The sequence below is a fragment of the Bradyrhizobium sp. genome (genome assembly GCF_049519115.1).
Lineage (GTDB): Bacteria > Pseudomonadota > Alphaproteobacteria > Rhizobiales > Xanthobacteraceae > Bradyrhizobium.
On the sequence record NZ_JBEKRB010000038.1, the window covers coordinates 91,895 to 106,011 of the forward strand.

Below are 14,117 nucleotides of genomic sequence, written 5' to 3' on the forward strand. Positions count from 1 at the left end.
AGATGAAAATCTTCTTCACGTAAAACCCCCAACACCGGCGCGGCAACGAGCCGCACACCGCTTCGTCGCCAAGACGATGCGCTTCACCGTCTCAATCGACGCGGCAATGATGTGGAGCGATCAAAAGAATGTAAATGAAATGGATTTTCGAAGTTTGCGCATCGTCGATCGATTGCATCCACTCAACGCAGGCAAGACGATGGAAGAGTTCTCCGCTCACAAAGCACGACCACGCGCTAACTTAAAAAAATTCCACCATTGCCTTCAGCGAAAATCCGCAACCACGAACTTTATTTTTCAATACTCGATGTCGGCGAGGTGCGTTCATTGCTCCAGAACAAATAAAACGCGAATAACGTTTTCAATAGCGACTGCTCTCTCTAATTCGATCACGGGAAAAACGCTCGGGTCGGCTTTCGTCAGCCGGTCTGGACAGCCAAGGAATAGAATTCAGCCTTCACGAGTCTACGTGAATCGCCCAATTTCATCTCTGATCGCAATATCGCCTCGCGTCGCTCGCTTGGCGCTCGTACCCGATGAAGCAGAGCTTTCCTTTGCCCGAACGATTCACCGAAGATTTGTCTCCAATACCCCTGAAATACAAAATTTCGCATGGTCCGTAGCCTTGCGCGGGCCGATACGTCGATTGCTCAAATCCTGAGCTATCACTACCTTCTGTCGCACAGCGCATTCTGGCGCGCGACGGACGAGCAGCGGCGAAGGCTCGTTCGGCATTCCGTCGATCAAAAATGGTTCTGGGGCGGCGCCTCGAACCCACGCGACGCGCAGGCGGTGCTCACCGCCGATGCCAGTGGCTTCCGCCTCAACGGAAGAAAGACTTTCGCCTCGAACGCTTCGCTCGCCGACCGCATCACCTTGAGGGCGGCCTTCGGTGACAATATCGTCCTCATTGCTCTTCCCGGCACGTCGGAAGGAATCACGCATGGCAATGACTGGGACGCGTTCGGTCAGCGACTGACGGAAAGCGGCAGCATCGAATTCAGCAATGTGAGGGTCGAGCGCGACGATATTCTGGGTCCGTTTCCGCCCAAGCCGAGTGATCCGTTGCCGGCCTTGACCAGCCTTGTGGTGCCCATTCATCAATTGCTGTTCGTGAATTTCTATCTCGGCACCGCCGAAGGCGCGTTGGAGGAAGCAAAGCGCTATATCCAGGCGCAGGCAAAGCCTTGGCAGACCTCCGGCGTCACACAAGCCAGCGAAGATCCCTATATCCTGGAGCTCTATGGTTCCTTGCTTTCCGATCTTCGTGCCAGCGCCGCGTTGGCAGAAGCCGCCGCTGTCGAGATTGAAGCTGCGATCGAGAGCGGCGCATCGCTCGGCCAGGAGCAACGGACGTCAGCGGCCGCAACGGTTTACGCCGCCAAGGTCAATAGCTCGAAGGTTGCTCTCGACGTCGCCTCGCGCATCTTCGACCTGATGGGCGCACGATCGACGTCGAATCGCTACGGCTTCGACCGTTTCTGGCGCAACGTTCGAACCCACACTTTGCACGACCCTATCGCTTATAAGGCGCGAGAAGTCGGTAATTTCGCACTGAACCGCCGTATCACGCCGGATCCGCTTTATACCTAGGCGCGCGTTACCTTCTGGTCGGCCGCGCATCAAAAGACAATCTTTGTCGCCGAGTGACTGATATCGAAATCGGAAAACTCCGGAACGGATAACAATTGAAATACTGCTCTATTTCTGTCCGCACCAAACCGTGGGACAGTTTGGCAAACAAGGGAGTGCGCTCGCACGATACCGGTCACGCGCCCCAACTCACGGCTTCGATAATGAACAAGCCTGCCTCTACGACGAGCTTCGTACCCTTCCCGAGGATCGATCTCCATTCCTCCGAACTCGAACAGCTGTTCGCTGAGATCGCCGAAGGCGAGAGCGAGCGCGAAAAAGAACGCATTCTGCCCTTTGGCGTAATCGACCGCATACGAAAAGCTAGGCTTGGCGCGTTGCGGCTGCCCGCTTCCGCCGGCGGCCGCGGCTGTTCCATCCGAGAATTATTCGAGATCGTCATTCGCCTCGGTGAAGCGGACGCCAATGTCGCTCACATCCTCCGAAACCACTTTAGTGTGGTCGAATTACTCGTTCGCCGGCCTCGGAGCGATCAGGGCCGGCAATGGCAACGCGCCGTCGCCGACGGCGCCATCATCGGGCTTGCAACGACAGAACTCGATAGCCCGCAGGTCGGCAACGTCACGCCGAACACGATAATCGCGCCGGATGGCGACGACTATCTGTTGAACGGAACCAAATATTACAGCACGGGCACGCTATATTCCGACTACGTTTTCGTGCGTGCGGCTGACGCAACCGGCAAGCTTGGCGCGGCCATCATCCCGGTGGGGCGAGACGGTATCGAACTGGTGGACGATTGGGATGGCTTAGGGCAACGGCTGACCGCAACCGGCACAACCCATTTCCGTAATGTCCGGCTGAAACGGCAAGAGGTCGTATTCGACGCGCCCGACTCCGGCTATGGAGCCCCCTACTCCAATACATTTGCGCAGCTCTTTTTGACCGCAGTCGTGGCTGGCATCGCGCGCGCGACCGTGCGCGACGCCGCGGCGCTGGTTCGCTCCAGGAAGCGAACCTTTTATTACGCGCCGAGCGAAATACCGACAGACGATCCGGTGCTGCAGCAGACCGTGGGCCAAATCGCCAGCGGCGCCTTCGCCGCCGAAGCCGTCGTGCTCGCGGCAGCGGAAGCTCTCGACCTTGCGACCGACGCAATAGACACCGGCGCGGCCAACGCAACTGAACTCGCCCATCACGCGGCCCTGCTGTCGGCCAAGGCCAAGATCGTGACCGATGATTTTTCGATCCGCGGCGGCAGCCTGTTGTTCGACGTCGGGAGCGCTTCGGCAACCAAGAAAGCGACCAATTTCGACCGCCACTGGCACAACGCACGGACGCTGTCCTCGCACAATCCGACGACCTTCAAGGCCCGGTCGATCGGACAACACGAGATCAACGGCACGCCGCTTCCGGCCAAGGGCTTCTTTTGATGAAAGCGTCGCCCGTGGCGAAGAAAGAAACAAATGGCCAGATCTGACATTCATCTCGCGAGAGAAAACGATGAAGTCGAACTGCAGTTTCGGTTGATCATGCGCCGTCTTGCCGGCGGCGTCAGCATTATTACTGCTGGTCGCGGTGAGGACATTACTGGGATGACGGTCACTTCGGTGACCTCCCTGAGCGTTGATCCGCCACGTCTCCTGGTCAGCGTCAATCGACAGGCATCTTCCTTCGCATTGATCGAACGCCACGGTTTGTTCGGGGTCAACATTCTCGGCGCGGATCAACTCGATCTCGCGAGACGATTCAGCAATGGCAAACTGAAGGGCCGTCAACGCTTCGACGGCATCGACTGGTCCGCCGGCTCGTCGGGCGTCCCGATACTCGGCGAATCCCTTGCCACCCTTGAATGCCGTGTCGAGGAAATTATCGAACGGCATTCGCACGCGATCATTATCGGGAGCCTGCTCGACTTCGATCTGTCGTCGCGACCGTCGAGCCTCGTATATTGGAACAGTGGCTACATCGAGATCGATCGCGACAGCGATCTTGACCTGCTCGCCGATGTGAGCATTCCGCTCGCTCACGTGCGATGAGAAAGCCAGGACCACAGGCTGGTAGCGACCACTGACGGTGCCATCGCGAGCCACAGGATATCGCCGACGTGTTTCACAAGATCGGCGTATTCAACACCGCCATCGATGTCCATCGGTATTGCGATCGAAGTTTCGACCAGCCGCTGGCCTGACAGGCCGTCGTCGCGGCGGCGGTTTAAACGGCCGCTTTTCCCGCTGAAGCCAGAATCCATAACCGCTTCGCCGAGAGGTCTGCTTGGGGTCAAAAAAGCTGACTTGGCCCCAAAACGCTTTGGCCCAAGACGCGTTGGCCCAAGACGCGAGGGATGCCAGCTCTTACGCCACGACGCGTCCGGCTGTGACGGCCGCTTCGTGGCTTTGTTGAGCATTTCCTGTTCCTCGACGTTCAGCTAATCTGAAGCAGCCACCCTGAGCCATCTAAAAGCAGCAAGAGCACGAGAGGCCGGCCGTGATCGTCGACGTTTACACCCACATCTTGCCGCATCGCTTCTTCCAAGAGTTGGAGCGCGGCTCCCCCAAACTTGGCAGCATCGGTAAGCGACTGCGGACCGTGCAAAAGCTGTTCGATCTCGATCTGCGTTTTCGGGACATGGACGAGATCGGCGACTACCGGCAGATCATCTCTCTCCCCAATCCACCGATCGAGGACATCGCCGAAGGCGAGGTGGCGAACAACCTGGCCATTGTCGCGAATGACGCCATGGCGGAGCTTTGCACCAAGCACCCTGACCGCTTCCCGGGATTTGCGGCCGCGGTCTCGATGCACGATGTCGACGCCGCCATCGCCGAGGTCGACCGCGCCGTCAAGATGGGCGCGCGCGGAGTCCAGACCTTCACCAACATTGCCGGCCATCCGCTGGACGAGCCGCGCTTCCGCCCGTTTTTTACTGCGATGGCCGACCACGATTTGCCGATATGGCTGCATCCGGCGCGCACGTCGAGCATGCCTGACTATGCCTCCGAGCCGCGATCCCGCTTCGAGATGTGGTGGTGCTTCGGCTGGCCTTATGAAACCACGGTGGCGATGGCACGCCTCGTGTTCGACGGCCTGTACGATCGCCATCCCAAGCTCAAGATCATCACGCACCACCTCGGCGGCGGCATGATTCCGTTCTTCGACGGTCGCATCGGCGCGGGCATGGAGGTGCTGGGCGCCCGCACGATCGAGGAGGACCACACCAAAGTTTTATCTTCGCTGAAGCGACCGCATTTGGAGTATTTCAAGGAGTTCTACGCCGACACCGCAATGTTTGGAGGCCGTTACGGCTTGCCGTGTGGCCTTGAGTTCTTCGGCGCAGACCGGGTCGTATTTGCAACCGATGCACCCTTGGCGCCGATCCCGGCGCATATCCAGGCGCTCGATGAACTCGATCTCGATCCCGCGGTTCGGCGCAAGATCATGGTCGGCAACGCCGAGCGATTGATGAAGATGCGGTTCGATTAGAGTGGAGTACGGATAATCGTGAGTATGTTCAACCGATCGTTCGCAGTTCAAGCTCATTGGACACGTCGCGACGACCGGCGGGTGGATAGCGATAAGGGCCCAGAAGCAAGGTAAAGCCGGTGGCGACGGCCAACAACACGCTATAGGCGACCAGCGTGGCCGAATAGCTGTGGGTTAACTGAAATGCCCACCCAAGGATCGATGATCCCACGGCATTGCCGGCCAATGCCGCGATGAAGATCCAGCCGTAAATCGTGCCGAATTTGGCCAATCCGAAATAACGGGAAACCATATACGACAGCAGGTCAGTTTCGCCGCCGATGCCGAGGCCGAGCAGCAAAACGCCGACAAGAGGTGACACGGCATCCGGCTGGAGTGCCAGAATGAGAAGCCCCACCAACGGCGAGAGGAGGAAAAAGACCGCGACGTAAGGCGCGAATATCCGGTCGATAATCCATCCCGCGAGCAGCCGGCCGACAATGAGCGCGATACCGGACGAGGAGATGATCTTGACGGCGTCTGACAACGACGTTCCGCGGTCTGTCAGCATCGGAACGACATGCACCAGACTGCCATTGATTGCTACCACCGCAAGGAAGAAGGAAATCAGCATGTACCAAAAGCGCCGGTCGCGCGCGGCCACCTTCATAGAAACACCGGGAAGCACAGCGCCTGGCGGTAGATCGCCGAGGGGAGTTCCAGCATCAGCTCTGGTCGGCTCTCTGACAAAAGCCAACACAGGCAGGAAGGCCAACAGAATGATCACACCGGCCAGACCGAGATAGGCTTCGCGCCAGCCGAAAGTCCCGATCAGGGCGTTGCAGATCATCGGTATGACGACTGTCCCCATTCCAACCCCGGCCAGCACGATGCCGAGAGCGAAACCACGCTGACGGTCGAACCAGGCCGCAACGACCTTCGAATAAGAACCCGGCGTTTGACCGATCGCCACCAGACCCGTCAACGCGAACATCGCGTAGAGCCCGAACACCGAGCCCGGCAGCAGCGACAATGCCGCCGTCGCAAGGGCGAAGAGGACGATGGATATGGCGAGTGGGCTCCGTACGCCAAAGCGATCGATCATGCGGCCAAAAAACGGCGATGCGACCGCCGTCATGACGCTGGATATGCCGATTGCGGTGGCGATATCGCCGCGACCGAAGCCAAGCTCCTGAGAGATTGGCTTGATAAATGCGCCAGTTGCGAAAACATTGATGGGCCCCTGGCTCGCAACGAGCGCCAACGACGAGGCCGCGACGATTGACCATCGCTTGCTGTCCATTTTTTCTCCCCCAAGGCCTCGCTCTTCACGGCTGAGGCTCGTCGACCACCGCACGGGCGGCGATTATTGAATTTTTGGCCGCACTACCTCGCGCTCATCCAGGGAGTGCGGCCTTCTCGTTGGTCGTCTTGTCGTATGCCCTGCCATTCATCGTGCCGCCGAGGGCGTGCGCGATGACCTTGGCCGGATCAACGATGGAACCCGCGACGTGCCGCCAGGCCACGATCTGATCGGGACGGATCAGCGCGAGATCGCTTTCGTAGAGGTCGCGCGCTTCCTCGTCATCAACGGTGACCACCTTGAGATCCAATCCGATCTCCGCAGCCGCGGCCAAAAATGCACTGGCCTGACGCTGATCGTCGCCAAGGCAAAGCAACGTCCATTCGAAACCAAAGCGATCGAACAGCGAGCCGCCAGTCGGCAGCCAGACATGCGGCGCACGGCCACCGGGTTTGCCTGATGGCACATAGGCGGTGGGTGTATCGGGCGGCGACGGCGCCGGATCGCTGGCAATAATGGATGAGCCGTCATATCGCGCGCCGAACGTAAAACCCGGAATATTGAATTCGGCTCGAGCATGGTTGGCGAGATATTCGCCGGCGCGCCGGCGCGATGTTTCGCCAGCCCTTCCCTTGGCCTCAAGCGCGGGCGAAGGCCGGTACAGACCGATGGAATCGGCAAAGGCCTGGGCAAACCCGGTATTGCGAAGTGCAACGGGCCGGCGTTCGGCCTCGTAGCTGTCCAGCAGCGCTTCTGGCGCCTGCCGTTTCAGGACGGCGGAAAGTTTCCAGCCAAGATTGACAGCATCTTCGATCGCCGTGTTGTAACCCATGCCGCCGGTCGGCGTGAACAGATGGACCGCGTCGCCGCCGAGGAACATACGGCCGGAACCGAATCTGTTGGCCACCAGTGCACGCCCCGCGATCCAGAAATCGCGCGACAGGATCTCAACCGGTATGGTCGCGCCAACCGCCTGCCGGAACATGTCCAGGGCCTTGGTATCATCCACCGAGTTTGGATCTTCGTCGGGGCGCAGCTGTGTATGGAAGACGAACTCGCCTTTACCATCGACCGCTATCAGCAAGGCGCGCCGCTCGGCGTTAAAGCTGCAATACATCCACGAACTGGCATGCGGGCAGACCTCGTAAAACATAGGCGACCTCAGATAGAGCGCCAGCATGCGCCCGCCCATGAAGTCGCGACTGACATCACTATTGCCGGAATATTCGATACCGAGGTGACGGCGCACCAGACTGCGCGGCCCATCGGCGCCGATTAGATATTGCGCATGAATCTGCCGCTTGGGCCCGCCGTCAACCGGCTCTATCTCCGCCATCACGCCATCCGCCGTCTGTTCGACAGCGACCACGCGCGAGGAAAAGGCCAGCTCGATCGAAGGACAGACCTTGGCATGCCGGTAAAGCACCGCTTCGACGAATTTCTGGCCCACCCGGTGCGGCAGTTCTGCGGCACTCCAGGAACCGCCCATCGTCTTGACCAGTTTTTGCGCATCGTGCGCGGACGGCAGGCTGACCCGTCCCAATTCATGCGCGGTAAAACGCGTAAAATAGGCAATGTCGGTAGGATAGTCCTCCGGCATACCCATGGCGCGGATTTCGTCGGCAAAACCCAGCCGCCGGAAATGCTCCATGGATCGCGCCTGCGTGGCGTTGGCCTGCGGGCTAAACGCCGTCGAAACCTTCTGATCGATCAGAATCGCGTTGATGCCACGTCTTCCGAGTTCATTTGCCAGCATCAGGCCGCAGGGTCCGCCGCCGACGACCAAAACCTGCGTCGTTTCCTGGCGCATGCTGCCACTCACTCGTCTCAGTACTCCCCAAGAAAATCTTTTATTGAATTTCAAACAGACTAGTTGGCGACCATCGCTTCCGCAATCCCCTGCGCCGGCATCATGCTCGCCGGCCAGCGGCAATCCGGTTCGCACCTGCGAAGGTTGCTGCAACATTCTTGCTGGGAGCAAAATTTTGGGGGCCGAGACGGCGCGCCAAAAATCACCGTTCAAGCGCCTGGGCGCTTGGCAGGGGCTTGATATTAGATCACGGTGGCCTAGCCTAACGAGCGTAGTTAGAAGCACGCGCCAGCGTCACGTCAAAAAAAGCCGACACCAGATCGGAATTGCGGGAGGACGACGATGAAGGAGCTCATCAGGCAATATCTCAACAATGGCATTTCGCGGCGCGATCTCATGCGCGGCCTCGGCGCTGCCGGACTGACCGCTTCCGCTGCCAAAACAATCGTCGAGTCGATATCTCCAAGTCCCGCGATGGCGCAGCCGGCCGGCGGCGGAGCGATCCGCCAGGTTACCGGCACCGGCGGCAAGCTCTATATCGAGCAGCTCAAAGCCGCCGGCACGGAATTCATCTTTTTCAATCCGTCGACCGGTGACGCTCCGATCTATGACGCGCTGGTCGACATGCCTGAAATCCAGCTCATCAAAGGCGTCCAGGAAGGCGCCGTTGTCGCCATGGCCGACGGCTATGCCCGGCTCTCCGGCAAGATCGGTGTGGCCCAGATCGCCAATGTCGGCCTGCCCAGCGGCATGACCCAGCTGGTCAACAGCTGGAAGGATCGCATCCCCTTGCTGCTCACCGTCGCGGCATTCGGCACTGAAACCACCGGGCGCGACTGGCCGCAGGACTACGACCACCAGGAGCCGATGGTCACGCCGATCACCAAATCATTCTGGGTGGCCGAGAACACGGCCGGCATCGCCGACGTGACCCGGCGAACCCTGAAATTCGGCACCACCCCGCCGGTCGGACCGGTCTTTCTCTCGCTTCCAGACGACTTGCTGCGGGCGACCGCCACCGCCGACATTTACGACGGCCGATTGTTCAATGTAGCGATGAAAATCCGTCCCGACCGCGATGATGCCGAAACCATCGCCAAGCGGCTGATCGAGGCGCGCAACCCGCTGATCACTGCAGGCGACGAAGTCACGCTGTGCCAGGCGGAAGCGGAAGTGGTCGAACTCGCCAACCTGCTCGGCATTCCCGTCACCACCATCGGCGGCTCGCTCGGCAACTGGTCCAAACCCTATCCGACCCGAGACCCGCAATTCGTGGGCAGCTTCGTCCCTGGCGGGCCCTTCTCCAGTCCTGTCGACGTCCACTTCAACATCGGCAGTCAACTCGGCGAACAGCGCATGCCAAACGCAATCACCATTTCCATGCGAAACGACCCGACGGGACTTGCGCGTTCGTGGCCGATCGACATGTCCATCGTCGCGCACATCAAGCTCGGTCTTGCCGACATCATCGCCGCCGTCAAAAGCATGGCGACCGCCGACCGCCTGAAGCAGATCGCCGACGCGCGCTCCGTCCGTACCCGCGCCTACATCGCCGGCACCGCCAAGATGCGCGCCGAGACCGTCAGAGATCTCGACAATGGCTCGTCCATCACCATGGAGCGTCTGGGTATCGAACTCGAAAACAGCCTCGACAAGGAGACCATATTCGTGACGGATTGCGAGTCGGGCCGCATCATGGATTCCATGATGAATTTTGGCGGCGCCGACAAAACTTTCGTCTCCACCAGCGCCAATATTCTCGGCTGGGCGCAGGCGGCGGCCACGGGCGCGCAACTCGCCCGCCCCAATCGCCCGGTGGTCTCCGCCATGGGAGACGGCAGTGCGATGTTCGGCGGCCCGCAACCGCTATGGAGCCAGGCGCGCTACAAGGCGCCGATCACCAACATTGTCGTCAACAACCGCAGCTACAACAATGAGCGCAACCGCATCTGGAGTTTTACCGGCCCACAGCAGTTCAATTCCGGCAAGGATATGACGTGCTACAATGGCAGTCCCGATGTGGATTTTGCCAAATCCGCCGTCGCCTATGGCGTCGAGGGCGAGACGGTAAGCGACCCGGCCAGGATCCAGGAGCACCTCGCCCGGGCCAAGCGCGCCAACATTGAGGGCCGCCCCTATTTGCTCGATATTCTCGTCGACCGCGCAGGCGTCGGCGCAGCCTCGGAATGGTACCCGCCCTATTCGATCGCCGCCAAACGCACGAAAAAGGCTTGATCATGCGAAGGTTCATTCTGGCGGCCGCAAGTGTTCTCCTCCTGGGCTTTCCTTCAGAGGCCCAACAGAGCAACCCATTCCCGGCGGGAGAGAGCCGTGACCTCATCGCCGTCGCCTGCACCCAGTGCCACAGAGCGGGGCCGATCACTCAATTGCGCATGGGCGAGGCCGGCTGGCGCCGGCAGGTCTACAACATGGTCTTGCGCGGCGCACAGATCGGGCCAGACGAAATAGAAGACGTTGTCAAATATCTCGCCACCAACTTCGGACCTGGCGTGCCGGTCCCCGGCGTAACACCAGCTCCCGTGAAATTGCGCGATGGTGCCGGGGCGGACCTTGTCGCCGGCGCCTGCGGGACCTGCCACGGCGTGGATCGTGTGGTCGCCGTCGCGCGTCCCGGCGGGCAGTGGGAGGCGATCGTACATCGCATGGTTGCCATCGGCGCGCCAGTCGATGCCGGCCAGGCCGGGCAGATCATCTCCTATCTGCAAAAAAATTACGGCGCCGCTCCGTCAAAGGCGCCGTAGCAAGCCCAGACTGTCAGCACGCGGTAGAGATCAACCAACCCATTTGCGTCATCTGCGAGTGACTATCGTTCGGTCGCTGCCATGGCAAAGAAACATGGTTAGCGAGGAAGTAGACGGAAACTCCGGCCGCCTTCACAATTGCAAATTGCGGGGAAAGTATTGCTCAAGTTGCTGCTAGCTATTTGCTAGCCAGGCACAGATGTTCTGGTTTGGCGATCTTTAGGCAGCGTGGATCGAACGAGAACACCAATGGCCTGCTGAGACAGTACTTTCCTCATGGCACCGACTTGTCGGTGCATTCACAAGCCCATCTGAACAAAGTGGCTCGTCAGCTAAACGAACGACCACGTGAGACCTTGCAATTTGAAACTCCAGCAGAGAGATTTAACGCCTGTGTTGCGTCGACCCGCTGAGCCGGCACCCTACGAACCGACATCGCCAGTTATAGTGACCACTTCGGAAAAGTGCGCCAGAAGCGGAAATGAGCGGGTTATTCGACCACCTCGTTTGCGAGGGCAAGTAATGTCGGTGGAATCGCGAGACCGAGTGCTTTTGCGGTATTGAGATTGATGACCAGCTGAAACTTGGTTGGTTCCTCGACGGGGAGGTCAGCGGGCTTTACACCCGCGAGGATTTGCTCGACGTAAGCGCCGACACGACGATACATGTAGGTGAAATCGGGGCCATACGCGATCAACGCGAACAGCGTTGCGAAACTAGATATGATTTATTTACCACGGAGGTTGCAGCCGCCTGCAACTTTCATGAAACAGTCCCGGTGGTCTAGCACGCACCGACGCTGTTTCCTTCTGTGCACTTTCGACCAACGCGGTCCGTTTACTGCAAAGGCTCGCGCGGTTTGTTAAGTTCGCAATCAATCCGCTGTTGGACTCTATGAGCTGCCAGACCCATCAGATTCGAATGCGTTTTCCCGGTCGTAACGATGTTCCCGATTTGGAATTGCCATTTCCACAAGCCGGGTTCGACCTGGGTGAGGCTGAATTCAACGCCCTTGCGTTTCATATCCAAATCCTCCGAATTGCCCCGAAATCAAACTAGGCTGACAGGACGAATGCGGCTGTTCAAATTTGACCAACTCTTGAAATTAGGGGAACCCATCGAAAACGATCAGGGTTTCGCACGATTTCATTGTCGGCGGGCGACGTCACTTACGCGGACTCTTCTTCCCTGAGCTCGGGCTTGTCGTGGAGAACGGCGTCGAGTAGCGATTGATAAACTTGGATTGTTCCGTTGTAATCGATGAAACCTAGTTTGCGGAATTTGTTCATGAAAAAACTAACACGCGATCTCGTCGTGCCGATCATTTCCGCCAGCGTCTCTTGATTGAGAGTGACCGAAACGATGGGCGGGTGGCCTTCTTTTCCATAGTTTGCAAGAAGCAACAGCAAGCGAGCGAGCCGCTTCTCACTTGAATTAAAGAGCTGGTCGATTACATCCGCTTCGATCCGGCTGTTCCGGCTCAAAAGATGGTCCATGAACAATTTGGAGAATTGCGGTTGATCGTTGATTGCGGCGAGCATGGCTACTTTTGCGATTGAGGTAATGCGGCACGGGCACAATGCTTTGGTTGTAGCCGTTCGCAGGGGCTGACCGTGAAGACAGCCTTCGCCGAAAAATTGGCCCTCAACTAAAATGCCGACGACAGCATCCTTGCCTTGGTCGGAGGTGACGGTCACCTTCACTCGACCTTGTTGAATGAAGAACACGGAGTCCGCGACTTCACCTTGCACAAAAATATTCTGATTACTCTCGTAATCAGTAGTGGTTCTGCCGGCCCCGGTTTGGGCGAGCAGCTTGGGGGAATCACGATTGTGAGGCCATAGGGTCGGCTCTACTTTTTGCATGGCAACCCTCGAAGCGGCGGGCGTAGCGGCTGCCCCGCACCGCGCTCTTGGTTCAATTCGTCAATCCGACATCAGTGGCCTATGAAGACCCGCCAGATGCTCCAAACCAGAAATGACCATGCTACCAGTGATGCGGCAACAACTGTGATCATTGGGGAAGGCGACGATGGCGTCGTTGGTAGAGCGAACCGCTTAGGGAGGGGCATGACTGCCCTTTCCGATTAAGGGCGAGAGCGCAACGCTCTCAGTCACCGTACTAATGCCTGTGATTCGGCGGTGATGAAATAACGACAGCATTCGGCAACGCGATTGTCTGTTCGTTTTTATACACGCAATCGAATATATTTCGAAGAGGCCGTGCCGCTGCTGAATTGCGGGAAGAACTTGACCGCTATTTGCAAGTTTACAGTGTTCAGTGAAAGCGTGTCCGGCCCGTCGCAGACGAAGCGAAGGGGCCGGATGACCGTGCGACGACGCCGAACCTCGTCAGGCCGATGCAGTGGCCACGTTGTTGGTCCAAACTCGATCCTTGGAATATGGCTGGATCTGGTCGCGAGGTCGCCCTTGTTCATTCCATCGCCTCGCCAGCCTTATCCCGCCGGTGCTTGGCCCGCTGCAGCATGCCAGTGATGTTCTGCGGCTTCACGCATAGGCGTTCGGCTAATTGAGCGCGCGTGAGTCCTTGCTCGTGCAGCTTCAACGCTCGATCAGCTTTGGCGGCTGCGTCTTTCTCTGGCGTCATCCCAATCATCCCTTACCTTTTCTGAGCGGACGATGACATTCCTCGGCCTGAGTCCGGCACCGACTTGCTCCGTGCATTTGCCGCCAGACCAAAAGCGACCAAAGCAGGAAGCTGGTGCCGATTCCACCAATCCACGACATCGGGGACGAGTTACCGGATAGATGTGACCAGCTTCTTTGACTGGGGATCGTGTACCCCTCCGATCAAAGGCGGAAGAACAACACTATCTCTCACCGTATTATTGCCTTGTACAGGCGGTGATAGCAGCGGGCCTATCATCTCCTGCAGAGGTTGTCTGTGCAATTTTATACACGCAGAGGATTTAGGACATCGAGGGTCAACCAAAGGGCCGGACCAAGAGGCTCCAGCGCGATTCTCGGCTCCGTGCCCCCATGTCCGGGAATGGGTCAAAAACAGAAGTGGCTCAGCCTGAATGGTATGTCGGTTCTGCCCTCAAGGAACGAACCCGCTCACGCGGGATGGGCTGGCGGCGCGGTCGTGGGATCAAGTCTTCTGCGGTAACTATTTGAACGATCACAGGTGACGGGCGGTCGCTCCGTCTTGAGGATTGAGGGGTTCA

Annotated in this window: 12 protein-coding genes and 1 pseudogene; 7 read left to right on the forward strand and 6 right to left on the reverse strand. The window is 58.6% G+C overall.

Features of this window, described 5'->3' with window-relative positions:
• Positions 1 to 612: 612 nt before the first annotated feature.
• From ABSE61_RS25340 to ABSE61_RS25350, 3 genes are all read left to right on the forward strand, one after another.
• Positions 613 to 1,593 (forward strand): acyl-CoA dehydrogenase family protein, encoded by a 981-nt coding sequence (locus ABSE61_RS25340; protein WP_423873877.1) that lies wholly within the window; start codon positions 613 to 615, stop codon positions 1,591 to 1,593.
• 203 nt (positions 1,594 to 1,796) lie between these two features.
• On the forward strand, positions 1,797 to 3,026 hold the full coding sequence (locus tag ABSE61_RS25345; RefSeq protein WP_423873878.1) for an acyl-CoA dehydrogenase family protein: 1,230 nt from the start codon (positions 1,797 to 1,799) through the stop codon (positions 3,024 to 3,026).
• A 33-nt stretch (positions 3,027 to 3,059) separates the two neighbouring features.
• Complete coding sequence (locus tag ABSE61_RS25350; RefSeq protein WP_423873879.1) at positions 3,060 to 3,632, forward strand: flavin reductase family protein; 573 nt, start codon at positions 3,060 to 3,062, stop codon at positions 3,630 to 3,632.
• Here the strand turns inward: ABSE61_RS25350 and ABSE61_RS25355 are convergent.
• Positions 3,620 to 4,000 (reverse strand): hypothetical protein, encoded by a 381-nt coding sequence (locus tag ABSE61_RS25355; protein ID WP_423873880.1) that lies wholly within the window; start codon positions 3,998 to 4,000, stop codon positions 3,620 to 3,622. The two genes, ABSE61_RS25350 and ABSE61_RS25355, sit on opposite strands and share 13 nt — an antisense overlap.
• Before the next feature lie 80 nt (positions 4,001 to 4,080).
• On the opposite strand from ABSE61_RS25355, the gene ABSE61_RS25360 reads away from it, so the two are divergent.
• Positions 4,081 to 5,076, forward strand: coding sequence for an amidohydrolase family protein (locus tag ABSE61_RS25360; protein ID WP_423873881.1), 996 nt, complete (start codon positions 4,081 to 4,083; stop codon positions 5,074 to 5,076).
• 28 nt (positions 5,077 to 5,104) lie between these two features.
• Here ABSE61_RS25360 and ABSE61_RS25365 read toward each other — a convergent pair whose 3' ends face one another.
• Both ABSE61_RS25365 and ABSE61_RS25370 read right to left on the reverse strand, forming a co-directional pair.
• Complete coding sequence (locus ABSE61_RS25365; RefSeq protein WP_423873882.1) at positions 5,105 to 6,358, reverse strand: MFS transporter; 1,254 nt, start codon at positions 6,356 to 6,358, stop codon at positions 5,105 to 5,107.
• Between the two features lie 94 nt (positions 6,359 to 6,452).
• Positions 6,453 to 8,168, reverse strand: coding sequence for an FAD-dependent oxidoreductase (locus ABSE61_RS25370; protein ID WP_423873895.1), 1,716 nt, complete (start codon positions 8,166 to 8,168; stop codon positions 6,453 to 6,455).
• Between the two features lie 342 nt (positions 8,169 to 8,510).
• Between ABSE61_RS25370 and ABSE61_RS25375 the strand changes: the two genes are divergently transcribed.
• From ABSE61_RS25375 to ABSE61_RS25385, 3 genes and pseudogenes are all read left to right on the forward strand, one after another.
• A complete protein-coding gene (locus tag ABSE61_RS25375) occupies positions 8,511 to 10,403 on the forward strand; it encodes a thiamine pyrophosphate-binding protein (RefSeq protein ID WP_423873883.1) in 1,893 nt (630 codons plus the stop codon).
• 2 nt (positions 10,404 to 10,405) lie between these two features.
• On the forward strand, positions 10,406 to 10,930 hold the full coding sequence (locus ABSE61_RS25380) for a hypothetical protein (RefSeq protein ID WP_423873884.1): 525 nt from the start codon (positions 10,406 to 10,408) through the stop codon (positions 10,928 to 10,930).
• A gap of 224 nt (positions 10,931 to 11,154) precedes the next feature.
• A pseudogene (locus ABSE61_RS25385) lies at positions 11,155 to 11,343 on the forward strand (transposase); the annotation flags it as partial.
• 77 nt (positions 11,344 to 11,420) lie between these two features.
• Here ABSE61_RS25385 and ABSE61_RS25390 read toward each other — a convergent pair.
• The 3 genes from ABSE61_RS25390 to ABSE61_RS25400 form a co-directional block, all read right to left on the reverse strand.
• Entirely contained in the window at positions 11,421 to 11,627 is a 207-nt protein-coding gene (locus ABSE61_RS25390; RefSeq protein ID WP_423873885.1) for an ABC transporter substrate binding protein, read from the reverse strand.
• Positions 11,628 to 12,099: 472 nt separating this feature from the next.
• The gene (locus tag ABSE61_RS25395) at positions 12,100 to 12,795 is read right to left on the reverse strand and encodes a Crp/Fnr family transcriptional regulator (RefSeq protein WP_423873886.1); all 696 of its coding nucleotides are present in this window, start codon (positions 12,793 to 12,795) and stop codon (positions 12,100 to 12,102) included.
• Positions 12,796 to 13,363: 568 nt separating this feature from the next.
• Complete coding sequence (locus ABSE61_RS25400; RefSeq protein WP_423873887.1) at positions 13,364 to 13,537, reverse strand: hypothetical protein; 174 nt, start codon at positions 13,535 to 13,537, stop codon at positions 13,364 to 13,366.
• Positions 13,538 to 14,117: the final 580 nt, after the last annotated feature.

Excerpts from the sequence above, each read along its gene's own strand:
- ABSE61_RS25340 (WP_423873877.1), top strand. The coding sequence starts at position 613 with ATGGTCCGTAGCCTTGCGCGGGCCGATACGTCGATTGCTCAAATCCTG.
- ABSE61_RS25345 (WP_423873878.1), top strand. The coding sequence starts at position 1,797 with ATGAACAAGCCTGCCTCTACGACGAGCTTCGTACCCTTCCCGAGGATC.
- ABSE61_RS25350 (WP_423873879.1), top strand. The coding sequence starts at position 3,060 with ATGGCCAGATCTGACATTCATCTCGCGAGAGAAAACGATGAAGTCGAA.
- ABSE61_RS25355 (WP_423873880.1), bottom strand. The coding sequence starts at position 4,000 with ATGCTCAACAAAGCCACGAAGCGGCCGTCACAGCCGGACGCGTCGTGG.
- ABSE61_RS25365 (WP_423873882.1), bottom strand. The coding sequence starts at position 6,358 with ATGGACAGCAAGCGATGGTCAATCGTCGCGGCCTCGTCGTTGGCGCTC.
- ABSE61_RS25370 (WP_423873895.1), bottom strand. The coding sequence starts at position 8,168 with ATGCGCCAGGAAACGACGCAGGTTTTGGTCGTCGGCGGCGGACCCTGC.
- ABSE61_RS25375 (WP_423873883.1), top strand. The coding sequence starts at position 8,511 with ATGAAGGAGCTCATCAGGCAATATCTCAACAATGGCATTTCGCGGCGC.
- ABSE61_RS25380 (WP_423873884.1), top strand. The coding sequence starts at position 10,406 with ATGCGAAGGTTCATTCTGGCGGCCGCAAGTGTTCTCCTCCTGGGCTTT.
- ABSE61_RS25395 (WP_423873886.1), bottom strand. The coding sequence starts at position 12,795 with ATGCAAAAAGTAGAGCCGACCCTATGGCCTCACAATCGTGATTCCCCC.
- ABSE61_RS25400 (WP_423873887.1), bottom strand. The coding sequence starts at position 13,537 with ATGACGCCAGAGAAAGACGCAGCCGCCAAAGCTGATCGAGCGTTGAAG.